Source organism: Microbacterium sp. NPDC007973 (genome assembly GCF_042958465.1).
In the GTDB taxonomy this organism is placed as follows: Bacteria; Actinomycetota; Actinomycetes; order Actinomycetales; family Microbacteriaceae; genus Microbacterium; species Microbacterium galbum.
The window spans coordinates 160,006-184,026 of the sequence record NZ_JBIBJJ010000004.1 but is presented as its reverse complement, the minus strand read 5'-3'; the positions used below and the strand labels follow the sequence as shown (position 1 = coordinate 184,026).

General features: G+C 72.0%; 19 protein-coding genes and 1 tRNA gene. 17 read left to right on the top strand and 3 right to left on the bottom strand.

Annotation, left to right across the window (positions count from 1 at the left end):
- A complete protein-coding gene (locus ACFZA2_RS13575; RefSeq protein WP_391406924.1) occupies positions 1–1,917 on the bottom strand; it encodes a glycosyltransferase family 2 protein in 1,917 nt (638 codons plus the stop codon).
- A gap of 303 nt (positions 1,918–2,220) precedes the next feature.
- Here ACFZA2_RS13575 and ACFZA2_RS13570 point away from each other — a divergent pair, with 303 nt between their 5' ends.
- The 4 genes from ACFZA2_RS13570 to ACFZA2_RS13555 all read left to right on the top strand — a co-directional run bounded on the left by ACFZA2_RS13570 (position 2,221) and on the right by ACFZA2_RS13555 (position 9,347).
- Positions 2,221–2,937, top strand: a complete 717-nt coding sequence (locus ACFZA2_RS13570; protein WP_391405771.1) for a hypothetical protein — start codon at positions 2,221–2,223, stop codon at positions 2,935–2,937.
- Entirely contained in the window at positions 2,937–4,481 is a 1,545-nt protein-coding gene (locus tag ACFZA2_RS13565) for a DNA polymerase Y family protein (protein WP_391405768.1), read from the top strand. Before ACFZA2_RS13570 ends, ACFZA2_RS13565 begins: the two co-directional genes overlap by 1 nt.
- Positions 4,482–4,547: 66 nt before the next feature.
- Positions 4,548–8,078 (top strand): error-prone DNA polymerase, encoded by a 3,531-nt coding sequence (locus ACFZA2_RS13560; RefSeq protein WP_391405765.1) that lies wholly within the window; start codon positions 4,548–4,550, stop codon positions 8,076–8,078.
- A gap of 66 nt (positions 8,079–8,144) precedes the next feature.
- A complete protein-coding gene (locus ACFZA2_RS13555; protein WP_391405762.1) occupies positions 8,145–9,347 on the top strand; it encodes a DUF2510 domain-containing protein in 1,203 nt (400 codons plus the stop codon).
- Positions 9,348–9,411: 64 nt separating this feature from the next.
- On the opposite strand, the gene coaBC is transcribed toward ACFZA2_RS13555, so the two are convergent.
- Positions 9,412–10,623: a bifunctional phosphopantothenoylcysteine decarboxylase/phosphopantothenate--cysteine ligase CoaBC gene (coaBC, locus tag ACFZA2_RS13550; RefSeq protein WP_391405759.1), complete on the bottom strand. Its 1,212-nt coding sequence runs from the start codon at positions 10,621–10,623 to the stop codon at positions 9,412–9,414.
- Between the two features lie 171 nt (positions 10,624–10,794).
- Between coaBC and ACFZA2_RS13545 the strand changes: the two genes are divergently transcribed.
- The 8 genes from ACFZA2_RS13545 to paaK all read left to right on the top strand — a co-directional run bounded on the left by ACFZA2_RS13545 (position 10,795) and on the right by paaK (position 19,076).
- Entirely contained in the window at positions 10,795–11,529 is a 735-nt protein-coding gene (locus ACFZA2_RS13545; RefSeq protein ID WP_391405756.1) for an NRDE family protein, read from the top strand.
- 14 nt (positions 11,530–11,543) lie between these two features.
- Positions 11,544–11,619, top strand: a tRNA-Arg gene (locus tag ACFZA2_RS13540).
- Positions 11,620–11,975: 356 nt separating this feature from the next.
- Complete coding sequence (locus ACFZA2_RS13535) at positions 11,976–13,166, top strand: thiolase family protein (protein WP_391405753.1); 1,191 nt, start codon at positions 11,976–11,978, stop codon at positions 13,164–13,166.
- Entirely contained in the window at positions 13,159–14,034 is an 876-nt protein-coding gene (locus tag ACFZA2_RS13530) for an enoyl-CoA hydratase/isomerase family protein (RefSeq protein ID WP_391405750.1), read from the top strand. Before ACFZA2_RS13535 ends, ACFZA2_RS13530 begins: the two co-directional genes overlap by 8 nt.
- Positions 14,035–14,240: 206 nt before the next feature.
- Positions 14,241–15,041: a 3-hydroxyacyl-CoA dehydrogenase family protein gene (locus ACFZA2_RS13525; protein WP_391406922.1), complete on the top strand. Its 801-nt coding sequence runs from the start codon at positions 14,241–14,243 to the stop codon at positions 15,039–15,041.
- Positions 15,038–17,131 (top strand): phenylacetic acid degradation bifunctional protein PaaZ, encoded by a 2,094-nt coding sequence (gene paaZ, locus ACFZA2_RS13520; protein WP_391405747.1) that lies wholly within the window; start codon positions 15,038–15,040, stop codon positions 17,129–17,131. The genes ACFZA2_RS13525 and paaZ overlap by 4 nt, the downstream gene beginning before the upstream one ends.
- A gap of 11 nt (positions 17,132–17,142) precedes the next feature.
- Positions 17,143–17,769: a hydroxyphenylacetyl-CoA thioesterase PaaI gene (gene paaI / locus ACFZA2_RS13515; protein WP_391405744.1), complete on the top strand. Its 627-nt coding sequence runs from the start codon at positions 17,143–17,145 to the stop codon at positions 17,767–17,769.
- Positions 17,766–19,076 carry a phenylacetate--CoA ligase PaaK gene (gene paaK, locus ACFZA2_RS13510; protein WP_391405742.1) on the top strand — a complete coding sequence of 437 codons (1,311 nt, stop codon included), beginning with the start codon at positions 17,766–17,768 and terminating at the stop codon, positions 19,074–19,076. Before paaI ends, paaK begins: the two co-directional genes overlap by 4 nt.
- Positions 19,077–19,284: 208 nt before the next feature.
- On the opposite strand, the gene ACFZA2_RS13505 is transcribed toward paaK, so the two are convergent.
- On the bottom strand, positions 19,285–19,947 hold the full coding sequence (locus ACFZA2_RS13505) for an HAD family hydrolase (RefSeq protein WP_391406920.1): 663 nt from the start codon (positions 19,945–19,947) through the stop codon (positions 19,285–19,287).
- Between the two features lie 105 nt (positions 19,948–20,052).
- Here ACFZA2_RS13505 and paaA point away from each other — a divergent pair, with 105 nt between their 5' ends.
- The 5 genes from paaA to paaE all read left to right on the top strand — a co-directional run bounded on the left by paaA (position 20,053) and on the right by paaE (position 23,966).
- The gene (gene paaA / locus ACFZA2_RS13500; protein ID WP_391405739.1) at positions 20,053–21,033 is read left to right on the top strand and encodes a 1,2-phenylacetyl-CoA epoxidase subunit PaaA; all 981 of its coding nucleotides are present in this window, start codon (positions 20,053–20,055) and stop codon (positions 21,031–21,033) included.
- On the top strand, positions 21,033–21,338 hold the full coding sequence (gene paaB / locus ACFZA2_RS13495) for a 1,2-phenylacetyl-CoA epoxidase subunit PaaB (RefSeq protein ID WP_315994742.1): 306 nt from the start codon (positions 21,033–21,035) through the stop codon (positions 21,336–21,338). The genes paaA and paaB overlap by 1 nt, the downstream gene beginning before the upstream one ends.
- A 149-nt stretch (positions 21,339–21,487) precedes the next feature.
- The gene (gene paaC, locus ACFZA2_RS13490) at positions 21,488–22,324 is read left to right on the top strand and encodes a 1,2-phenylacetyl-CoA epoxidase subunit PaaC (RefSeq protein ID WP_391405735.1); all 837 of its coding nucleotides are present in this window, start codon (positions 21,488–21,490) and stop codon (positions 22,322–22,324) included.
- Positions 22,318–22,803: a 1,2-phenylacetyl-CoA epoxidase subunit PaaD gene (paaD, locus tag ACFZA2_RS13485; RefSeq protein WP_391405732.1), complete on the top strand. Its 486-nt coding sequence runs from the start codon at positions 22,318–22,320 to the stop codon at positions 22,801–22,803. Before paaC ends, paaD begins: the two co-directional genes overlap by 7 nt.
- Positions 22,803–23,966, top strand: coding sequence for a 1,2-phenylacetyl-CoA epoxidase subunit PaaE (gene paaE, locus ACFZA2_RS13480; protein WP_391405729.1), 1,164 nt, complete (start codon positions 22,803–22,805; stop codon positions 23,964–23,966). The genes paaD and paaE overlap by 1 nt, the downstream gene beginning before the upstream one ends.
- Positions 23,967–24,021: the final 55 nt, after the last annotated feature.

Below are 24,021 nucleotides of genomic sequence, written 5' to 3'. Positions count from 1 at the left end.
TCAATAACCCTTCGGTTGGTGATCGGAGGCGGAGTACAGCACCGCGCGGACGATGATGCTGAAGACGGCGAGGTCGTACAGGACCCACGCGATGTTGATGAGCGGAGCGATGCCCTCGGCCTGCCCCGCGGCGTAGCGCACGGCGACGACGCCGAGCGAGGCCACGAGGGCGCCCATGACCCACAGCTGCGGCTTCACGAGGTCCCAGCGGGGGCGGTTCTCGAGCGAGCGCGTCTTCGGGGTGACGGAGAATCCGAGCGAACGCCCGCGGTAGACGTTGTCGAACGCGCTCGTGACGGAGCGGATCCACACGGGGAAGAGGGCGAGAGAGTACTGCGCGCCCCGCCAGGTCGGTCGGCCGTTGGCCACCACCAGGAACAGCACCTGGTTGATGACGAAGAACGGGATGAAGCGTGCGAAGAAGTCCACGCTCCATGCCTGGACGGGCATGACGCCGAACGACAGGTACAGCACGGGGGCGGCGACGTACACGATCGCGGCGAAGCCCGACAGGTAGCTCCACATCGTGCCGAAGTACATCAGTCGCTGACCCCAGCTCATGCCCTTCTGCACGAGCGGGTTCTCGCGGAACATCACCTGCATCGTGCCCTGCGCCCAGCGCAGCCGCTGGGTGAGCATGGTGGGGAGGTCCTCGGGGGCGAGACCCTTCGCGAGCACCTCGTCGTGGTAGACGGACTTCCAGCCGAGGCCGTGCAGGCGCATCGAGGTCGCCATGTCCTCGGTGACCGAGATCGTGGCGAGGGGCATGATGGCCTGCGCCTCTTCTTCGCGCCCGACGTCGAAGGACTCCACCAGCATGCTGACCGACTCGACCGCGGCCAGGGGCGACAGGCTGCGCTCGCCGAGGGCTTCGAGGGCGAGGTCGTCGATCGCGGCGAGGGCGGCGGGGTCTCCCGTCACCTCCGCCAGCTCGGCGAGCTCGGCGCGCACGTCGGCGATGTCCTGATCGGCGAGCTCGCGGCGCACCGCCATGATCTGCCGTTGGAACCCGTAGGTGAGATCGGCGAGGGCGTCGCCGCGCGCGATCCCCGCCTTGAGGTCGTCGAGCGCGCGGGAGACGCGATCGAGGGATGCCACGATGCGGGCGTCGGTCGCGTGCTCGCGTCGCGCTCGGGCGAGCACGCGACGGGACGAGCGGATGCCGCGGTTGACGGCGAGGGTGACCTCGCCGACGTAGCGCGAGACACCGAGCTGCATGAGGGCCTCGCGGCGCAGGATCGCGTTGGAGCCGCAGAAGAAGGCGGCGTTCCATCCGTCCTTGGACTGCTGGATCGGCCCGTAGAACAGGGGCGCCTGGCTGCCGAGGGGGTCGCTGGCCGGGACGTTGGTGAACCACTGCGGGGTCTGCACCAGGGCGACGCGGTCGTCCTCGAACCATCCGAGCGTGCGGTCGAGGATGTCGGGGGAGGGGATCTGATCGGCATCCAGGATGAGGAAGAACTCGCCCTCGGTCACCATCAGCGCGTTGTTGAGATTGCCGGCCTTGGCGTGACGCGGGCGATCGCGCCACGCCTCCGAGCGGGTGATCACGCCGATGCCCTCGGCTTCGGCGAGGGCGCGCAGCTCGGGGCGGTCGCCGTCGTCGAGGATCCAGGTCTCGTGCGGGTAGCGGATCGCCTTGGCCGCTCGAGCGGTCTCCATGACGAGGTCGAGGGGCTCGTTGTACGTCGTCACGAGGACGTCGACCGTCACCTCGTGCTTCAGCGGGGGAGCGTCGTGGCGCTCGCGCAGCCGCCAGGCGCCGAGGCCGAAGAGGAGGGAGTCGATGAGGCTGTAGGTCTCGGCCAGCACGAGGGGGACCGCGATCCACCAGGACTCCCAGTTCACCGACGCCAGCCAGCGCCACGTGATGTAGTTGAGGCCCGTCGCGGCGGACAGGATGACGATCACGCGCACCAGAGCGAGACGTCGTGTGCGCGAGACGTCGCGACGTCGTGCATCCCGTCGCAGATCATCGCGACGGATCGTTGTTTCGACGACCAATTGGGGGGACCTTTCGTCGCTTTTCATCTTCTATGAAGACGGGCTCTCGCGTCGATCCTTGACGCGCGCGTCGTCGAGTCGAGAAGGTACGCTCCCGCGGGCGCGGGTTCGTCGTGACGGGGTCGCCGGCCGACGATGTCGGAGGTCGATCGTATCTTCGACCACAGGATTGAGACACTAGAACACATGTTCTAACCTGTGGGAGTGAGGGCGATCGTGAGAGACCAGGTACAGGCCGTACCCGACATCACCGCGCTGCGCGATCGCCTCGAGCGCATGCAGGGGCGGCGCATGGACGCCCCCGTGCTGCCCACGCATCCGGCGTTCTCGTCGCTGCTGCCCGGCGGGGGTCTGCGCTCGGGGTCGGCATATGCGCTCGCCCGCTCGGCATCCCTTCTGCTGGCCTTGATGGCGCGTCCCTCCCAAGACGGAGCGTGGTGCGGGGTCATCGGCATGCCCGAGCTCGGAGCCGAGGCGGCCGAGAAGTACGGGCTCGACCTCGACCGGCTCGTCTTCATCCCCGATCCCGGACCGCGCTGGCTCGCGGTGACCGCGACGATCACCGAGGTGCTCCCCGTGGTGGCCGTGCGTCCGCCCCTCGGCTCCCCGGCCGCGCGAGGAGGGGCCGAGACCACCCGCCTGGCCGCACGCCTGCGCGATCGCGGATCGGTGCTGCTGGTGCAGGGCGCCTGGCCGCAGGCGGAGGCCGTGATCGACGTGGCCGACCCGCACTGGACGGGGCTCGGGCAGGGGCACGGCTACCTGGCCGGGCGCGAACTGACGGTGTCGGTCAGCAGTCGTCGCTCGCCGAACGCCCGCCGCGCCCGCATGATGCTGCCCGCGGCCGACGGCTCGATCGAACTGCTCGGCGCCCCCGCCGAACGTCTCGTGCCCCGCGAGCGCGAGGCCTACCCCGTGCGGGCGGTGGGCTGATGACGGCGCCGACGCGCAGTCTCGTGCTGTGGTTCCCCGACTGGCCGATCACGGCGTTCGTGCGCGAGGCCGTGTCTCCTCCGAAGCCGGATGCCGCCGTGGCGGTGTTCGCGAACAACGTCGTCGTCGCGTGCTCGTGGGCGGCTCGCGCGCACGGCGTGCGGCGCGGGCAGAAGCGGCGCGATGCGCAGGCCCTGTGCCCGGGGCTGCAGGTGGTGCCCGCCGACGCTGTGCGCGACGCCCGAGCCTTCGCCCCCGTGGTCGCTCGCGTCGAGGAGCACGCCCCCGGCGTGCACGTGGTGCGGCCGGGGCTGTGCGCCGTGAAGGCCCGGGGCCCGGCCCGTTACTACGGCGGCGAGCACGAGGCGGCCCGCATGCTGATCCGCCTGCTCGACGACGACGGGTTCGCCGGAGTGCGGGCGAGCGTGGCCGACGGCGTCTTCACCGCCGAGCAGGCGGCCCGCACGGCCGGCCTCGACGAGCCCGTGCGCGTCGTACCGCCGGGGGAGGCGGGCGCGTTCCTCGCGCCGCTGTCGATCGCGACCCTCGACGACGACGAGTTCGGCAGCCTCCTCTCGCGCCTGGGGGTGCACACCCTGGGCGAGCTGGCCGGCCTGCCGGTCGAGAGGATGCGGGAGAGGTTCGGTGAACGGGGGGTGCGTCTGCACGCCCTGGCGGGGGGCCTCGACTCCCAGCCGGTGCTGCCGCGCACGCCCCCGCCCGAGCTCCATCGCGACGTCGCCTTCGAGCCCCCGCTCGAGCTGGCCGACCAGATCGCCTTCGGCATGCGCGTAGCGGCCGAGGAGTTCATCGCGCGCCTCGGCGCGCACGACCTGGTGTGCACCGAACTGCGCGTCGTCCTCACCGGCGAGCGGGGCGAGCGCAGCGAGCGCGTGTGGCTGCACCCCGGCTCGTTCGACGCGCCGGGCGTGGTCGACCGCGTGCGGTGGCAGCTCGCCGAAGACGCGCAGGGCATCTTCGGCAGCGGGGTCGCGGGCGTGCACATCGAGCCCGAGGCCGTCGATGCCGCCGCGCACCACGCCCGGGGTCTGTTCGGTGCGGGGCCCGACGAACGCGTGCACCACGCCCTCTCGCGCGTGCAGGCGATGCTCGGACATCGCGCGGTGGTCACGCCGGTGATCGGCGGCGGGCGGTGGCTCGCCGAACGGCAGGTGCTGGTGCCGTGGGGAGACCGTGCCGTCACGGCGAAGGAGCGCACGCGCCCCTGGCCGGGGAGTCTCCCGGACCCCCTGCCGGCGACCGTCTATCCCGAGCCTCGCCTGGTGGGGGTCACCGACATCGCGGGGGCGCCCGTGACCGTGGGCGAGCGAGACGCGCTGAGCGCCCCACCCGCGGTGCTCGAGACGGCGGGGCAGCGTCGACGCATCCAGGAGTGGGCGGGTCCCTGGCCGATCAGCGAGCGCGGGTGGGATCCCCTGCGCGCTCGGCGGGCGCACCGGTTCCAGGTCGTCGACGCCGACGGGGGTGCGTGGCTGCTCGTCGTCGAAGAGGGGGAATGGCGAGCGGAGGGGCGCTATGACTGACCCCCATCCGCTCTCCTCGCGCGCGCTCGCCGCTCGGTCGTCGCCCCTCGGATCGGGAGGTGCGTGATGGGCTGGACCAATCCGCCGGTGAAGTGGTCGGAGCTCGAACGACTGCTCAGCGACGCGCGGCGCCCCACCGGTGCCCCGCCGAACGGCGACGGCGGTGACAGTCCGGCGTGGTCGCACAAGCGCGGCGCCTACGTGCCTCCGACGATCGAGCGTCCGGCCGACACCGTGCCGTACGCCGAACTGCACGCCCACTCGTCGTACTCGTTCCTCGACGGGGCGTCGTCGCCCGAGGAGCTCGTCGAAGAGGCCGAACGCCTCGGCCTGCACGCCCTCGCGCTCACCGATCACGACGGGTTCTACGGCATCGTGCGTTTCGCCGAGGCCGCCGAGGCGCGCGCGGTGAAGACGGTGTTCGGCGCGGAACTGTCGCTGGGCCTCCGCGGCCCGCAGAACGGCGAGGCCGACCCGACCGGTTCGCACCTCCTCGTGCTCGCGCGGCGCGAAGAGGGGTATCACCGCCTCGCCGCAGCGATCACCCACGCGCAGCTCGAGGGCGCCGAGAAAGGACGCCCGGTCTACGATCTCGACGACCTGGCCGAACGCGCCGGGGGTCCGCGCGATCCGCACTGGGCGGTGCTCACCGGATGCCGCAAGGGGGCGGTGCGACAGGCCCTGGCGTTCGAGGGGCCGGCGGGTGCGGCGCGAGAGCTCGACACCCTCGTCGACCTGTTCGGGGACGAGGCCGTCTACGTCGAGCTGATGGATCAGGGCGACCCGCTCGACTCACGCCGCAACGACGTGCTCGCCGGGCTCGCGGCCGAACGGGGGCTCGCGACCCTGGCGACCAACAACGTGCATTACGCCGCCCCGCAGAAGCAGCTCCTCGCCGCCGCCGTCGCCGCGGTGCGGGCGAACCGCGGCCTCGACGAGCTCGACGGCTGGCTCCCCGCCCACGCCGGGGCGCACCTGCGCTCGGGGGCCGAGATGGCCGCGCGCTTCGCCCGGTATCCGGGAGCCGTGGCGCGCACGGTGGCGCTCGCCGACGAGATCGCGTTCCCCCTGCGTCGGGCCAAGCCGGCCCTGCCGAAGCAGAAAGTGCCCGAGGGGCACACGCCCATGTCGTGGCTGCGGCACCTGGTCTGGGAGGCGGTGCCGACGAAGTATCCGAATCTCTCCGACGACGACCGCCGCCGTATCGAGCGCGAGCTCGAGGTGATCGAGATGAAGGACTTCCCCGGCTACTTCCTCATCGTCTACGGCATCGTCGCCGAGGCCCGTCGTCGCGGCATCCTGTGTCAGGGGCGGGGCTCGGCCGCGAACAGCGCCGTCTGCTATCTGCTGAACATCACCGCGGTCGACTCCATCTTCTACAAGCTGCCGTTCGAGCGGTTCCTGTCGAGCCTGCGGGACGAGGAGCCCGACATCGACGTCGACTTCGACTCCGACCGGCGCGAGGAGATCATCCAGTGGGTCTACGGCGAGTACGGGCGCGAACGGGCGGCGCAGGTGGCGAACGTCATCCAGTACCGCCCGAAGAACGCGGTGCGCGATATGGCTCGCGCTCTCGGGCACTCCCCGGGTCAGCAGGACGCCTGGTCGAAGCAGGTCGAGCGCTGGGGGGCGACGCTCGAGACCGGGTCGGATCACGACATCCCCGATCAGGTCATCGAGTTCGCGTCCGAGCTGCTCAAGGCGCCGCGGCATCTCGGCATCCACTCGGGGGGAATGGTGCTCACCGACCGGCCGGTGGGCGAGGTGGTGCCCATCGAGCACGCGCGCATGGAGAACCGCACGGTCATCCAGTGGGACAAAGACGACGCGGCCTGGATGGGGTTGGTGAAGTTCGACCTGCTGGGCCTGGGCATGCTCGCGGCGCTGCAGTACTGCTTCGATCTGATCCGGGATGCCACGGGGGAGGAGTGGGAGCTGTCGACCCTGCCCAAAGAAGAGAAGGCCGTGTACGACATGCTGTGCCGGGCCGACTCGATCGGGGTGTTCCAGGTCGAATCACGTGCGCAGATGGGTCTGCTGCCGCGCTTGCAGCCGCGGAAGTTCTACGACCTCGTCGTGCAGATCGCCCTCATCCGTCCCGGGCCTATCCAGGGCGGGGCGGTGCACCCCTTCGTGCGGCGCAAGCTCGGCCAGGAGGAGATCACCTACGTGCACCCCAAGCTCGAGCCGGTGCTGTCACGCACGATGGGTGTCCCGGTGTTCCAGGAGCAGCTCATGCAGATGGCGGTGGCCGTGGGCAACTGCTCGGCCGAAGACGCCGACCTGCTGCGCCGGGCGATGGGGTCGAAGCGCGGGCTCGAACGCATCGACTCCCTCCGCGAGACGCTGTACGCCGGCATGGCCGAGAACGGCCTGGTCGGTCGGGTCGCCGACGAGCTGTACGCGAAGATCCAGGCGTTCGCGAACTTCGGCTTCGCGGAGTCGCACTCGCTGTCGTTCGCTCTCCTGGTCTATGCGAGTTCGTGGATCAAGCTGCACTACCCGGCGGCGTTCCTCGCGGGGCTCCTGCGCGCGCAGCCGATGGGGTTCTATTCGCCCGCGACCCTCACCGCCGACGCCCGCCGTCACGGTGTGGTGGTGCGCCGACCCGATCTGCTGCGCTCGAAGGTCCAGGCCTCGCTCGAGGTGCTCGACGACGACGCCGGTTCGCAGCATGGAGGGGATGCCGGGGCTCCGGCGGGGGCGTCGGTCGGCGAGACGCGGCGCGGGCCGGGAGATGGCGGGGGAGCCCCCGATGCGCACGACGTACCCCACCGCGGGGCCGGGGCGCCGACCGGACGCCCCGCGTGCGCGCACGCGGATCAGCCGCCGACGGGGGAGTTCGACCCCTCCGACCCCGACGAGACCCTCGCGCACCGTCGAGACGGGGGGTTCGCCGTGCGGCTCGGGCTCGCGGAGGTCACCGGAATCGGGGTCAAGGTCGCCGAGCGTATCGTCGCCGAGCGTGAGAGCGGGGGTGCGTACCGCGACCTGCGCGACCTCGTGCGGCGCACGGGACTCGTCACCGCGCAGATCGAGGCGCTCGCCACGGCGGGGGCGTTCGAGTGCCTCGGGCACACCCGCCGCGAGGCGATCTGGCTCGCCGGATCGGCCTCGATGGATCGCCCCGAGTTTCTCCCCGACTCGCTGGTCTCGGTCCAGCCGCCTCTGTTCACCGACCCCTCCAGCTACGAGGTGCTCGCCGCCGACCTGTGGGCGACGGGCCTCTCGGCAGATGACCATCCACTGACCCATTTCCGCTCCGCGCTCGACGCCCGCGGGGTGATCACCTCGCGGGAACTGCGCACGTTCGAGACCGGCCGACGCATCGAGGTCGCGGGCCTGGTGACCCACCGGCAGCGGCCGGCCACGGCATCCGGGATCACCTTCCTCAACCTCGAAGACGAACACGGGCTCATGAACATCATCTGCTCGGTGGGGGTGTGGAACAGGTACCGGCGCGTCGCCCGGGAATCGCCCGCTCTCATCGTGCGCGGAATGCTCGAGCGCTCGGTCGAGGGGGTCACCAACGTGGTCGCTGACGGGTTCACGGATCTGCGCGTCGGGGTCGCGCACGCATCGAGGGACTTCCGATGACCTCGAGCACCCTCACTAGACTCGGGGCGATCTCGCCCGGTTCCGCACCAGACAGGGGAAACGACCATGACCGACACGCCCACACCGCCCGACGGCTGGTATCCCGACCCCGCAGGAGGCGGCGGCCTTCGCCGCTGGGACGGCACGAGCTGGACCGACGAGGTGCGCGCGGTCGACGGGTCGACGCCGACCGCGCCCGAGGCCACGGCCGCGCCGACGAGCGAGGACAGCGCCGTCGCGCACGACGCGGTCCCACACGCGCGCGAGCCCCTCGCCTCGGCCGAACCGCAGGAGGCCGCGACCGCGTCGGAGCCGGGGATCGGTGAGCGCGTCGTGGCGTCGGACCCCGATCTCGCGGGGGAGTCTGCGGGTAGCCCGGAGCCGGCCGCACAGGCGCCCGCGGGCAGCCCGGAGCCGACCGCACCCGAGCCCGTCGTCGCGTCGGAGCCGTCCGCGGCGTCGGAGCCGTCGGCGACCCTGGAGCGCGACCTCGCGACGGGTGCATCGGCTGCATCCGAGCCCGCCGTCGCGTCGGAGCCGTCGGCGACCCCGCATCCTGTCGTGGCCCCGGACCATGGTGCCGAGACCGATCCGGCTCCTGCGGCAGCCTCTGCCGTGCCGCCCGTCGTCCCGCCCATAGTGCCCGTGTCGGCGCCGGCGCCCGCGCCCGCGTATCCGACCGCGACGAGCTCGCCGAGTGCCGCGGGGTATGCGAGTCCGCCCGCCTACCCGGGAGCTCCGGCGTATTCGAGCGCCTCCGCCTCGCCGGATGCCGCCCCGCGCACCGACATCCGCACCAACACCGTCTGGGTCTGGCTGGTGGCCCTCCTCCCGCTGGTCGGGGTTCTCTCGCTGTTCCTGTTCGACTGGTCGACCTTCATCCAGGAGTCGTTCTACGCGCAGGTCTACGGCGGCGGGACGTCGCCCGTCGAGGCGGTGGTGTCTGCCGTCACCACCGTGCTGGGACTCGTCTTTTCGGCGGTCACGGTGCTCTTCGCGTTCCTCGACTGGCGTGTGCTGCGCGCTCGCGGGGTCGAGCGGCCGTTCCACTGGGCGTGGAGCTTCTTCGTCTTCCTCATCGGCAGCGGGCTGGTGTACGTCATCGGTCGCGCCGTGATCCTGCGCAAGCGCACACGGAGCGGTCTCGCGCCGATGTGGGCGGCCATCGCGGTCAACGTCGTGGCGCTCATCGCCATCATCGCGTGGGGGATCTTCCTGCTCTGGCAGATCATCCCGCTGATCGAGGAGCTCCAGTACTACGGATACTGAGCCGGCGCGCGGGTGTGGGCGAGGGCGTCCTCACCCGGCTCGCGGCGGTTCCGGGCGAGGCCCGTCAGTCGTGCGACGTCGCCCGCACCGCCGCGATCGCGTCGAGAAGCGCGTGCGCGGTGTCATCCTTCGATCCGGATGCCGTCGCCACGACGCGTCCGTCGCGATCCACGATCGTGAGGGCGTTGTCCGCCGCCTCGAAGCCCCGCGTCCACCCCACGGCGTTCGCAGCCAGGAGGTCGACGCCCTTCCGCGCGGCCTTGGCGCGGGCACGCGCGAGGAGCTCGTCGTCATCGGCCACGGTCTCCGCGGCGAAAGCGACGATCGTCTGACCCGCACGCCGGGCTCCGACGAGCCCGACGACGACGTCGCGGTTCTCGGTCAGGTGCACCGTCAGTCCACCCGGGGAGTCCTGCTTGCGCAGCTTGTGCGCCGACACCTCGGCCACGGAGTAGTCGGCGACCGCCGCGGCCATGACGATCACATCGGCGTCGGGAGCCGTGGCATCCATCGCCCGTCCGAGTTCGTCGGCGGTTCCGACCGCCACGACCTCGACGCGGGGGTCGGGGCGCACGTCGGCGTCGAGATGCGCGGCGACGAGGGTCACCCGCGCGCCGCGGTCGGCGGCCGCGCGGGCGATCGCGACACCCTGCCGTCCGCTGGAGCGGTTGCCGAGGAAGCGGACCGGATCGATCGGCTCGCGCGTGCCGCCGGCGCTCACCACGATCGAGACGCCGTCGAGGTCACGCGGGCGTTCGACGAGGGCGAGGGCCGCGGCGGCGATCTCCTCGGGTTCCGACATGCGGCCCGGACCGGAATCGCCGCCGGTGAGCTCACCGTCGGCCGGTCCCACGACGTGCACGCCGCGGCCTCGCAGCACCTCCATGTTGTGGACGGTCGCCGGATGCCGCCACATCTCGGTGTGCATGGCCGGAGCGACCACGACAGGGGCGGTGGTCGCGAGCAGCGTCGTGCCGAGCAGGTCGGAGGCGAGCCCGGCGGTCATCGCCGCGAGGGTGTTGGCCGTCGCCGGAGCGACGATCACGAGGTCGGCCGACTGGCCGAGCGCGACGTGACGGACCTTGGCGACGTCGTCATGCACCGACGTGGTCACGGGGTTGCGACTGAGCGCCTCCCAGGTGGGCAGTCCCACGAACCGCAGGGCGTCGTCGGTGGGGATCACGTGCACGTCGTGCCCGGCCTTCACCAGCAGGCGCACGAGGCCGACGGTCTTGTAGGCGGCGATGCCCCCGGTCACTCCCACCACGACGAACATCGCACCAGTCTTCCAGGTCGCGTCGCTCGGCGGGGGTGGTGCGGGCACAGCGAGCGGCACAGGTGCCGCCGTCACCAGAACAGGGGATGCGACGAGAACAGGCCGAGGTGGCGCCGTGCGCCCTGTCCTCGTCGCATCCCCGGTCCTCAGGGCGCGGGTAGCGTAGAGCGGGTGTGCACCGTCGTCATCGATGTCCCCGCCGCGCCCGGTGGCCCCGTGCGCCTCCTCGCGGTCCGCGATGAGGACCGGGACCGCCCGTGGCGCGGCCTCGGACCGTGGTGGCCCGACCGCCCCGGGGTTCTCGGTGTGCGCGACGACCGCGCGGGCGGTGCGTGGCTGACGGTCGATCCCGATCGAGGTCGGCTGGCGGTGCTCCTCAACCGAGAAGACCTTTCGACGCGCGCGGATGACGAGGTCGTCAGCCGCGGCGCGATCGCCCTCGATGCGCTGGGTGACGGCATCCCGGCTCACCCTCCGACCCGCGGGTTCAACCTCGTCGAGGTGGATGCCACGGGTGCCCGCCTCGTCGAGTGGGACGGCCTCGCGGTGCGGCGCACGCCGCTGAGCCCCGGCACCCACATGGTCGCGCACCACGCGGTCGACGACGCCGGAACCCCGCGCATCGCACGATGGCTCGCGGAGTTTCGCGGCGCAGGACTCGCCGCCGACTCCGCGTGGTGGGAGCCGTGGATGCGCGTCGTGGAACAGTCGACGCACGACCCCGCGTCGTCGGTCCTCCGCAGCGATGCCCACGACGGCCTCGTTCTCGAATCGCTGCTCGTCTGCGCCGCGAGCATCGGCCCGGACGGCGTCGAGATGCGCGAAGCGCGCCTGGCGGAGCCGGGACACTGGGACGCCGGGCTCCCGTCCCGGCTGCTCACGGGCGACCCGCTGTCGCGGCGGTAGGCTGGTGGCATCCCGCCTCCGTAGCTCAGGGGATAGAGCGCCGCACTCCTAACGCGGGCGTCGCAGGTTCGAATCCTGTCGGGGGCACCATCTCACGCCGCGGGCGGCTCTCCGGGCGCGCGCCCCTTGATCCGGCGTCCCTCTCGACTGGCGGTACGACGTGTGCCCGCAGGTGGCCCCGGGGCGATGAATGTGGCCCCGGGCCACCTGCGGCGTCTGCGACATCGCTTGGGGCCTCGCCCGCGTCGCTCGCGACGAGGTCGAGGCCGTCGTCTCTCTCGCGTCGTGGTCGAGGCCGTGCCCTCGCCCCCCGCCCTCGCGCTCGACCTCAGTCGCCCCGTTGCCCTCGCGTCGGCCGCATGACATGATTACTGAACGATCGGTCGGAAAACCTCGCAGTCGAGGTGGACGCGACCCCGCCAGAGCCGGCGGGGGAGAGGATGGCGATGTCGCAGGCGTTTCTCATCGGCGGTGCGCGCACCCCGGTCGGGCGGTACGGCGGGTCATTGGCATCCGTTCGTCCCGACGATCTCGCGGCCCTCGTCGTCGGTGAGGCCGTGACCCGCGCGGGTGTTCCCGCCGAGGCGATCGACGAGGTGATCCTCGGGGCGGCGAATCAGGCCGGCGAGGACAACCGCAACGTCGCGCGGATGGCCGTGCTGCTCGCGGGACTTCCGGATGCCATCCCCGGCCTCACCGTGAACCGTCTCTGCGCCTCGGGCATGAGCGCGATCGCGCTCGCCGCTCAGGCGGTGCGGGCGGGCGACGCCGACATCGTCGTAGCGGGCGGGGTGGAGTCGATGACGCGCGCGCCCTGGGTGCAGGCGAAGCCCTCGAGGGCGTGGGCGAAGCCGGGCGACGCCTTCGACACCTCGATCGGCTGGCGCTTCACCAACCCGCGTCTCGCCGCGCGCGACAAGGCCACGTTCACGATGCCCGAGACGGCCGAAGAGGTCGCGCGCGTCGACGGCATCTCGCGCGCCGACGCCGACGCCTTCGCTCTGCGCAGTCACGAGAGGGCGGTCCGGGCTCAGGATGCCGGGCACTTCCGCGACGAGATCGTCGGCGTCGATACAGGGCGGGGAGTCGTCGACACCGACGAGGGGCCCCGCCGCGACACCTCCCTCGACGCCCTTGCCGGGCTCCGACCCGTCGTGAAGGGCGGGGAGGTCGTGACGGCAGGCAACTCCAGCTCGCTCAACGACGGAGCCTCCGCGATCGTGGTCGCCAGCGCCGACGCGGTCGAGCGCTACGGACTGCGCCCCCGCGCGCGGATCGTCGCCCACGCCTCCGCCGGTCTCGCGCCCGAGATCATGGGGCTCGGCCCCGTGCCCGCGACCGAGAAGGCTCTCGCGAAGGCAGGGCTGTCCGCATTCGATCTGGGGGCGGTCGAACTCAACGAGGCGTTCGCGTCGCAGTCGCTCGCGTGCATGCGCCGGCTGGGGCTCGAACCCGAGATCGTCAACGCCGACGGCGGGGCGATCGCTCTCGGACATCCGCTGGGGTCGAGCGGCTCGCGGCTTCTCGTGACGCTGCTCGGTCGGCTCGAGCGCGAGGACGCGCGCTACGGCCTGGCGACCATGTGCGTCGGCGTCGGGCAGGGCACGGCGATGATCGTGGAGCGGGTCGATGGCTGAGACGCACACGCCGGCAACCTCGGCTCAGGTCGATGCGCCGGCGCAGGTCCCTGAGCCTGTCGAAGGGACCGGGGCCGGCGGAGACCTGGGGCCGGGGGCTTCGACGAGCTCAGCCACCGGGGCGACGGGCTCGACACCGCGCATCCGCCTCGACGACCGCGCCGATCGCGTCGTCGCCACCCTCGACCGACCGGAGCGCCGCAACGCGATCGACCAGGCGATGATCGACGAACTCCACGCCCTCTGTGAGGAGCTGGAGGAGCGCCCGCGCACGCTCATCATCACCGGCGCCGGGGGGATCTTCGCCGCTGGGGCCGACATCGCTCAGTTGCGCGAACGCACCGGCGACGACGCGCGCCGCGGGATCAACGCGACCGCGTTCGACCGCATCCGCCGCCTGCCGATGCCCGTGATCGCGGCCGTCGACGGCTTCGCGCTCGGCGGGGGAGCCGAGCTCGCCTACGCGGCCGACATCCGCATCGGCACCCCGCGTGTGCGATTCGGCAACCCCGAGCCGGGGCTCGGCATCATCGCCGCGGCCGGAGCGTCGTGGCGGCTACCCGAGATCGTCGGCCACGCCCGCGCGAGTGAGCTTCTGCTGACGGCGCGCGTGATCGACGCCGACGAGGCCCTCGCCTGGGGACTGCTGTCGAGCGTGCACGAGCCCGACGCCCTGCTGGACGCCGCCCACGCGATCGCCGACCGCATCGCCGCGAACTCCGCGCGCGCGACCATCCTCACCAAGACCGCCCTGCTCGCGCCCCGCGCGGAGCACCCCGCGATCGACGGCGAACTCCAGGCCGAGCTGTTCGACAGCGCCGACAAGCGCGCGCGCATGACCGCGTTCCTCGAGAGGAAGAAGAAGTGACCCTTCCCGAGACCACGTCTCCGGCCCACGCCGCCGCCGCGCGCCGCCGCGCTGCCGCGCCCGGAACTGCCGCGCCAGGAACCGCCGCGCCAGGAACCGCCGCGCCCGGAACCGCCGCGCCCGGAACCGCCGCCGCGCCGCGCCCCTCGACCGCCCGGGTCCCGGCATCCGTGCCCACCAGCGTCGGTGTGCTCGGCGGCGGCCGGATGGGCGCGGGAATCGCGCACGCGTTCCTGCTCGCCGGTGCCCGCGTGCACGTCGTCGAGCGCGACGCGGCGGCCGCCAAGGCCGCCCGCGAGCGCGTCGAGACCGCTCTGGCCCGCTCCGCGCAGAAGGGCGTCGAGATCCCGGATGCCGACACCTTGACGACCGGCGTCGACACCGCCGCGTTCGCCTACGCGGGCCTCGTGATCGAGGCCGTCCCCGAGGATCGGGCGCTCAAAGTCGACGCCCTCGCGCGGATCGAGGGGGCCGTGCACGACGACGCGGTCGTGGCATCCAACACCTCCTCCATCTCGATCGATGCGCTCGCCGCCGCGCTCCGCCGCCCGCAGCGGTTCCTCGGCCTGCACTTCTTCAACCCCGTCCCGGCGTCGGCGCTGGTCGAGGTCGTCACCGGGTTGCGCAGCGAGCCGCAGGTCGTCGGCGCGGCGACCGACTGGGTCGAGGCCATCGGCAAGACCGCCGTCGTCGTGCGCGATGCGCCGGGCTTCGCCTCCAGCCGCCTCGGCGTCGCCCTCGGGCTCGAAGCCATCCGCATGCTCGAGGAGGGCGTCGCGTCGGCGCACGACATCGACACGGCGATGGAGCTGGGGTACCGGCACCCGATGGGCCCCCTTCGCACGACCGACATCGTCGGGCTCGACGTGCGCCTGGGCATCGCCGAAGAACTCGAGCGTGCGTTCGGCGCGCGCTTCACCCCGCCCGCGCTGCTGCGAGAGCTCGTCGCCCAGGGGCACCTGGGTCGCAAGACCGGCCGCGGATTCTACGAATGGAGCGAACGATGACGTTTCTGCCGAGCTATGTGAAGGGCGCGTGGTGGACGCCGGACGGCGACCCCGACGCGACGATCGTGCGGGACGCGTCGACGGGGGAGGAGATCGTGCGGGTCAGTACGCGCGGGCTCGACCTCGCGGGTGCCGTCGCCTTCGCACGCGAGACGGGCCAGAAGAGCATCGGCGCCCTCACCTTCCACCAGCGCGCGATGGTGCTGAAGAACCTCGCGATCGCGCTGAACGACCGCCGCGAAGAGCTCTACGCCCTCTCGGAGCGCTCCGGCTCGACCCGCCGCGACTCGCTCAGCGACGTCGACGGCGGCATCGGCGTGCTCTTCACCTTCTCGTCGAAGGCCCGTCGCGAACTCCCCGCCGGAAAGGTCGTGCTCGACGGACCGATCGAGCCGCTGTCGAAGGACGGCTCCTTCCTCGGTCGGCACGTGTACACGCGCCTGCCGGGCGTCGCCGTGCAGATCAACGCCTTCAACTTCCCGATGTGGGGGGCGCTCGAGAAGTTCGCGCCCGCGTTCCTCGCCGGACTCCCGACGATCGTGAAGCCCGCGACCCCGACGGCGTACATCGCCGAGGCGTGGGTGCGGATGGTCGTCGAGACCGGCCTCCTGCCCGAGGGAGCCCTGCAGCTGATCAGCGGGAGCGTCCCGGGCCTGTTCGACCTCCTCGACCTCGGCGACACCGTCGGCTTCACCGGCAGCGCCGCCACCGCCGAGCGTCTGCGCGCCCAGGCGAAGCCCGGGGTGCGGTTCACGAGCGAGACCGACTCGATCAACGCCTCGATCCTCGGCCCCGACGCGGTACCCGGCACCCCCGAGTTCGACGCCTACGTGAAGCAGCTGCTCGTCGAGCTGACCACCAAGGCGGGGCAGAAGTGCACCGCGATCCGCCGAGCGATCGTGCCGGCGGGAATGACGGATGCCGTGGCCGAGGCGCTGCGCGAGAAGATCGCCGAGCGCGTCGTCATCGGCGACCCGCGCGCCGAGGGCGTCACGATGGGCCCGGTCGTCTCGCGCGAGCAGCGCGACGAGGTGCTGCGGCAGGTGGCGGCGCTCCAGGCGGCGGGAGGGCGGTTCGTCGTCGGCTCGGCCGAGGCGCCCGAGGGCACACCCGCGGAGGGGGCGTTCCTCCAGCCCATGCTCCTGGCCTTCGCGGATGCCGCGACCCCGGCCGTCAACGACATCGAGGCCTTCGGGCCGGTCGCGAGCATCGTCGAATACGCCGACGTCGCCGAGGCCGCGACCATCGTGGGTCGGGGCGGCGGCTCGCTCGTCACGAGCGTCGCCACCCACGACCCCGACGTCGCGACCGAACTGCTCACCCGCATGGGCGCGATGAACGGCCGCGTGCTCTTCCTCGACCGCGACGATGCGCGCACCTCGACCGGCCACGGCGCCCCCGTGCCGCACCTCGTGCACGGCGGGCCCGGTCGTGCGGGTGGCGGCGAGGAGCTCGGCGGCATCCGATCCGTGCTCCACTCCATGCAGCGCACCGCGATCCAGGGCTCGCCGCGCATGCTGACCGCGCTCACCGGGGTGTGGCATCCGGGAGCCGAGACCGACTCCACGGGGACGCACCCGTTCCGCAAACCCCTCTCGGATCTCCGGATCGGGGATGCCGTGGAGTCGGCCGAGCGAGAGGTCACCCTCGATGACATCGAGGTGTTCGCGAGATTCACCGGCGACACGTTCTACGCGCACATGGACGAGGAGTCGGCCGCGGCGAACCCGTTCTTCCCGGGACGCGTCGCGCACGGGTACCTGCTCGTGTCGTGGGCGGCAGGGCTCTTCGTCGACCCCGCGCCGGGTCCCGTGCTGGCGAACTCGGGCCTCGAGAACCTCCGCTTCGTCACCCCCGTCTCACCCGGCGACCGCATCCGCGTGTCGCTCGCGGCGAAGCAGATCACCCCGCGCGAGACCGACGAGTACGGCGAGGTGCGGTGGGATGCCGTGATCCGCAACCAGGACGACGAGATCGTCGCGCAGTACGACGTGCTCACGCTCGTGGCCAAGACGTGGGCGCCCGGTCCGCTGTCGGCCGCGGAGTCCGCCGGCGCGACCGCCCCGCAGCCGACGGGGGCGCTCGCATGAGCCTGCGGCCGATGATGCAGCGCGATCAGGCATCCGCGATGCTCGGCATGGTCGTCGAACACGACGCGCCGGGGGAGTCGCGGGTGTCGATGACCGTGCGCGACGACATGCTGAACGGCTTCGCGATCACCCACGGCGGGCTCGTCTTCACCCTCGCCGACACGGCCTTCGCGATCGCGTGCAACGAGGACGAGCGTGTGACGGTCGCCGGCGGCGCCGACATCACGTTCTTGAAGTCCACGACCGCCGGGCAGACGCTGACGGCGACGGCCGCGCGCCGCGCCCGCAGCGGCCGGACCGGCCTGTACGACATCCGCGTGACGGATGAGACGGGCGACCTCGTGGCCGAGGTGCGCGGCCGCAGCATCACGACGGACCGGCGGCCGCCAGCATCCGTGGACGCACAATCCGCGATTCGCGCGACCTCAGCCCGCCACGCCGGGGCTAGGGCTGAGGATGCGCAGATCGCTGAGGTTGCGCGGCCCGCTGACCCGCGGCCCGCCGACGCGCGAGCCGCCGACCCCCGACCCGCCGACTCTCGGCCCGCTCAGACCCCGGCTCCGGGGGCCTCGACCGGAGCCGCTTCACCCGCCCCCCAGCGCAACGCCGCGCTCACGACCACGGAGGTGTCCCGATGACCCTGACCACCGCATCGCGCCCGGACTTCCTGGCATCCGTCGATCCCACCGGCATCCCGCTCGAGAGGCTCCGCGCCCTGCAACTCGAGCGCCTGCAGTGGACCGTGCGCCACGCGTACGACAACGTCGCGCTGTACCGCCGCACCTTCGACGAGGCCGGCGTGCACCCCGATGACATCCGCTCGCTCGACGACATCCGCCTGCTGCCGTTCACGACCAAGGCCGACCTGCGCGAGACCTATCCCTTCGGGATGTTCGCGGTGCCGATGGCCGACGTGCGTCGCATCCACGCGTCCTCGGGCACGACCGGGCGTCCCACGGTGGTCGGATACACCGCCGGCGACCTCGACCGCTGGGCCGACCTCGTCGCGCGCTCGCTCAGCGCGGCCGGCATCCGCGCGGGCGATCGCGTGCACAACGCCTACGGCTACGGCCTGTTCACCGGGGGACTCGGCGCGCACGCGGGTATCGAGCGGCTCGGGGCGACCGTCATCCCGATGTCGGGTGGGCAGACCGCGCGCCAGGCTCAGCTCATCCAGGACTTCGAACCGGATGCCATCCTCTGCACGCCCAGCTACCTCTTGACGATCGCCGACGCGTTGGAGGCCGCGGGTGTCGACCCGCGATCCACCTCGCTCAAGGTCGCCGTGCTCGGTGCGGAGCCCTGGACCAACGAGATGCGGCGCGAGATCGAGCGCCGTCTCGACATCGTCGCCGTCGACATCTACGGCCTCAGCGAGGTGATGGGCCCGGGCGTGGCATCCGAGAGCGCCCTCACCAAAGACGGCCCGCACGTCTGGGAGGACCACTTCCTCCCCGAGACGATCGACGGCGAGACCGGCGAGCCCGTCGCCGACGGCGAGCTCGGCGAGCTCGTCTTCACCTCCCTCACGAAGGAGGCGTTCCCGGTCATCCGCTACCGCACCCGCGACCTCACCCGGCTGCACCCCGGCACGGCGTTCCCGTCGATGCGCCGCATCGAGAAGATCACCGGCCGCAACGACGACATGATCATCCTGCGCGGCGTGAACCTCTTCCCGACGCAGATCGAGGAGATCGTGATGGGCATCGAGACCCTCACGCCCCACTTCGTGCTCGAGCTGCGGCGCGAGGGGCGAATGGATGCCATGACCGTCCGCATCGAGAGGCATCCGGCCCTGGAACGCGAGGTCTGCGAAGCCGCCGGCGTCGTGCTGCAGCAGCGCATCAAGGTGCTCATCGGCACGACGGTCGACGTGCGGGTCGAGGAGCCGGGCGTCCTTCCCCGCAGCGAGGGCAAGTACAAACGGGTCTACGACCTGCGCTGATCCGCCCGGGTCGCCCCGGTCCGGCGCGACCCGGACGGGCGCCCAGGACGCATCGGTTCGCCGAGACCGCACCCGTTCGGTGCGATTCACGTGCGGTCTCGGCATACGGATGCGTCCTCGCCGCTGACCCCGGGCCGGTGCCGCGCGTGCCGCGTCGGTGCCGCGCTCGCGCCGCGCGCGCCGCCCCCGTGCCGCTCGCGCCGGCCGCTCAGGTGTCCGCGCGCGCGAGCGGGGTGCCGTCGAGGCCGTCGACGAGATCGCGCAGGCTGTCGAAGACCCGGACGGCGCCCGCGTCGTGGAGCTCGTCGACGGAGAACCCGCCGGTGCGCACCGCGACCGTGTCGACGCCGGCGTCGCCGGCGGCCACGGCATCCCAGGGGGAGTCTCCGATCATGATCCCGCCCGTGCCGGACACGCGGGCGAGGGCCGTCTGCACGAGCTCGGGGGCGGGTTTGCTGGCGGTCACGTCGTCGGAGGTCGTCCATGCGTCGGCGATGTCGCGCGCCTCGACGAGGTCGAGGAAGTGCTCGACGTGGTCGCTCTTGCCGGAGCTGGCGAGCACGACCTGGAACCCCCGCTTCTTGACCTCGAGGAGCAGATCGTGCGCTCCGTCGAAGGGGCGCACCTCGTCGATGAGTGGTTCGAACTCCTCGGCCCACGCCGCGCGCAGGTCGTCGCCGTGCGCGCGTTCGACGCTGTCGTCGGTGAGGGAGGGCACGAGTTGATCGCCGCCCATGCCGATCGCGCGGTGGATGCGCCAGATCGGCAGCACGATGTCGAAGCGGCGGAACGACCGGTACCAGGCGAGGGCGTGCTGGTAGTTGGTGTCGACGAGGGTGCCGTCGACGTCGAAGATCGCGGTGTCTGCCATGGCATCCACCACATCGCTCCTTCGCCGCCGGGGCACGACCGTTGCGGTGGTACGCGCCCTCGGCTACAGTTTTACTGAACGATCGGTCTGTAAAAGGAGTCGACGATGACGATGACCGCACCCCCCGCGGACGCCCACGCCTCCGATGGCGAGGCGGTGTTCGACGCCCTCATCGAGGCCGACGGCCGCATCGAGCCGCGCGATTGGATGCCGGACGCCTACCGCCGCACGTTGATCCGCCAGATCTCGCAGCACGCGCACTCCGAGATCATCGGCATGCAGCCGGAGGGGGCGTGGATCACGCGTGCACCCAGCCTGAAGCGCAAGTCGATCCTGCTTGCGAAGGTGCAGGACGAGGCGGGTCACGGCCTGTACCTCTACTCCGCGGCGCAGACCCTCGGCATCACGCGCGACGAGATGACGCAGCAGCTCGTCGACGGCAAGGCGCGGTACTCGTCGATCTTCAACTACCCGACCCCCACCTGGGCCGACATGGGCGCGATCGGCTGGCTCGTCGACGGCGCCGCGATCTGCAACCAGGTGCCGTTGTGCCGCGCCTCGTACGGGCCCTACGGTCGCGCGATGGTGCGCATCTGCAAAGAGGAGTCGTTCCACCAGCGCCAGGGTTTCGAGATCCTGCTCACCCTCATGCAGGGGACCGAGGAGCAGCGGGAGATGGCTCAGGATGCCGTGAACCGCTGGTACTGGCCGAGCCTGATGATGTTCGGACCCCCCGATGACGACTCGCCCAACTCGGCGCAGTCGATGGCGTGGAACATCAAGCGCTTCAGCAACGACGACCTGCGTCAGCGCTTCGTGTCGATGCTCGTGCCGCAGGCGGCCGTGCTGGGCGTGACGCTGCCCGACCCCGAGCTGCGGTTCGACGAGGCGACCGGCGAGTACCGCATGGGCAAGATCGATTGGACCGAGTTCCACGAGGTGCTCGCCGGACGCGGTCCGCTCAACACGATGCGCCGCCAGCACCGCCGTGACGCCCACGAGGAGGGCGCCTGGGTGCGCGAGGCCGCCGCGGCCTACGCCGCGAAGAAGAGCGCCGCCCGCGCAGAGACGTCGGCGGCCGCCTGATGGCCACTCCCGGCGGGAGCCCCGCGGAGACCTGGCCCCTGTGGGAGGTCTTCGTGCGCGCAGGCCGCGGCCTCAGTCACGTGCACGTCGGCTCGCTTCACGCACCCGACGCCGAACTCGCCGTCCGAAACGCGCGCGACCTGTACACCCGGCGCGGCGAGGGCGTCTCGGTGTGGGTCGTGCCCTCGGATGCCGTGACCACGAGCGACCCGGGGGCCAAGGGCGCGTTCTTCGAGTCCCCGGCGGGCAAGAACTACCGGCACGCGGTGTACTACACCGCCTCCGAGGGGGTGCCGCACCTGTGAGCATCTCGACCGATCAGGGGGACCGGTCCCTTCGACAGGCTCAGGGACCTGGGGTCGCAGCCTCGGTGACCGGAGTCGCAGCGCCGGCGGCCGGAGCCCCGGCACCGGCGGCCGGGGTCGCAGCGCCGCGGGCCGGAGCCACGGCGCCGGTGGCTGAGCCCGTCGAAGCCACCGGCCCCCACGGCGACGTCTCCCTCGACGCGCGCGAGCTCGCCGCCGAACTCGCCGGGGGAGAGGACCGGGCGAGCGATCCCGACGTCGCCGCGTACGCGATGCACCTGGGCGACGACGCGCTCATCCTCGCGCAGAACCTCTGCGGCTGGGTCGCCCGTGCCCCCGAGCTGGAGGAGGACGTCGCCCTCGGCAACATCGCCCTCGACCTCCTCGGCCACGCCCGCTCGCTCCTGCGCTACGCAGGCAGCCACGACGGGCGCAGCGAAGACGATCTCGCCTACTGGCGAGACGAGCGCGATTTCCGCAGCGCGTGGCTCTTCGAGCTCCCGAACGGCGACTTCGCGCACACGATCGCCCGTCAGCTCTTAGCATCCGCGTACCTCCTCGAGCTGTACCGCGACCTGTCGGCATCCACCGATCCCGTGCTGTCCGCCGTCGCCGCCAAGGCCGAGAAGGAGGTCGACTACCACCGCGATCACGCCGTGCAGTGGACGCTCCGTCTCGCCGGCGGTACCAACGAGTCGCGTCGCCGCTTCCTCGTCGCCCTCGATGACACCTGGCCGTACCTCGACGAGGTGTTCCGCGACCTGCCGCTGCACGACCGTCTCGAGGGCATCGCCGTGCGCCCCTCCATCCTGCGCGGCCGCGTCGACGAGGTGCTCGGGGAGGTGCTCGCGGAGGAGGACGTCCCGGTCCCCGCGATCGCCGCGTCCTCCGCGGGGGGACGCCGGGGGCGGCATCACCCCGCCTTCGGGCCGCTGCTGGCCGAGATGCAGGTGCTGGCCCGCCGGCATCCGGGGGCGACATGGTGACCGCAACGCGGGACCGTGCTCGCGAGATCGTCGCGGCCGTCGTCGACCCCGAGGTGCCCGTGCTCACGATCGACGATCTCGGAGTGCTGCGCGACGTCCGCCTGGACGGGGAGACCGTGACCGTCACGATCACCCCGACCTACTCGGGGTGCCCGGCGGTCGACGCGATCCGCGACGACATCGTGCTCGCCCTCACCTCCGCCGGCTTCGACGACGTCGTCGTCTCGACGACGCTGACCCCCGCGTGGACCACCGACTGGATGAGCGACGCGGGACGACGCAAGCTCACCGAGTACGGCATCGCCCCGCCGACCGGCCGGGCTCCCGCGGGCCCCATCCGCGTGAAGCTCAGCGTCGCGTGCCCCCGGTGCGGCTCCCTCGACACCCGCGAGGTCTCGCGCTTCGGGTCGACCTCGTGCAAGTCGCACTGGGAGTGCCGGGCGTGCCTCGAACCCTTCGACCACTTCAAGGCCCTCTGATGACGGCGACGGATGCCGCACCCTCCGGCCCCGCCGAAGCCTCGACCCTCGGTGCCGTGCGCGAGACCGGGGGTCGCGCCCGCGCCCGGTTCCACACCCTGCGGGTCGCGGACGTCCGCCCCCTCACCCCGACGGCGATCGAGGTGACCTTCGCCGTCCCCGACGAACTCGCTGACGCCTTCGACTACGCCGCGGGCCAGTACGTCGCCCTTCGAGCGCGCGTCGACGGCGAAGACCTGCGGCGGTCGTACTCGCTCTGCCGACCGCCGGCGCGCGGGACGATCAGCGTCGGCATCAAGCGCGACCCCGACGGCCGGTTCTCGACCTGGGCGCACGAGGACCTGCGCCCGGGCGACGAGATCGACGTGATGAGCCCGCAGGGCACCTTCGTCTCGCGAGCCTCGACGGCGACCGGACATGTCGTGGCCATCGCCGCCGGCTCCGGGATCACCCCCATCATGGCGCTCGCCGCCGATGTGCTCGAACGCTCGACCGAGAGTCGGATGACGATCGTCTACGCCAACCGGTCCTCGACCGACGTGATGTTCGTCGACGAGCTCGCCGACCTGAAGGACCGGTACCCCGCCCGCGTCACGCTGCACCACGTGCTCTCACGCGAGCAGCGGGCGGCCCCGGTGTTCTCGGGACGCATCGACGACGAGCGACTGCGCCTCATCCTGTCGCGCCTGATCGATCCGGCATCCGTCGACGAATGGTTCCTGTGCGGGCCGTTCGCCCTCGTCGAGCTGTGCCGCGAGGCGCTCGCCGAGGTCGGTGTGCCGCGCGAGCGCGTGCGTTTCGAGCTGTTCACCGCCGGAGACGGCGACGCGCCGGCGCAGACCGGGGGAGCGCGCCCCGTGCGCGTGCGCGCCGACGAGCCGGTACGCCGCATCGACTTCACCCTCGACGGCCAGTCGGCGTCGGTGGAGAGCCCGATCGCCGCGAACGAGACGATCCTGGCCGCGGCCCTGCGCGTGCGGCCCGACGTGCCGTTCGCGTGCGCCGGCGGTGTCTGCGGAACCTGCCGCGCCCGCGTGATCGAGGGGGCGGTGTCGATGACCGAGAACTACGCCCTCGAGCCCGACGAGATCGCCCGCGGCTACGTGCTGACCTGCCAGTCCCACCCGACCTCCGACGCCGTTCGCGTCGACTACGACGGATGACGAAGGATGCCATGACCCCGCACCGCATCTCCGTAGGCGATCCGTCACCCGGGCG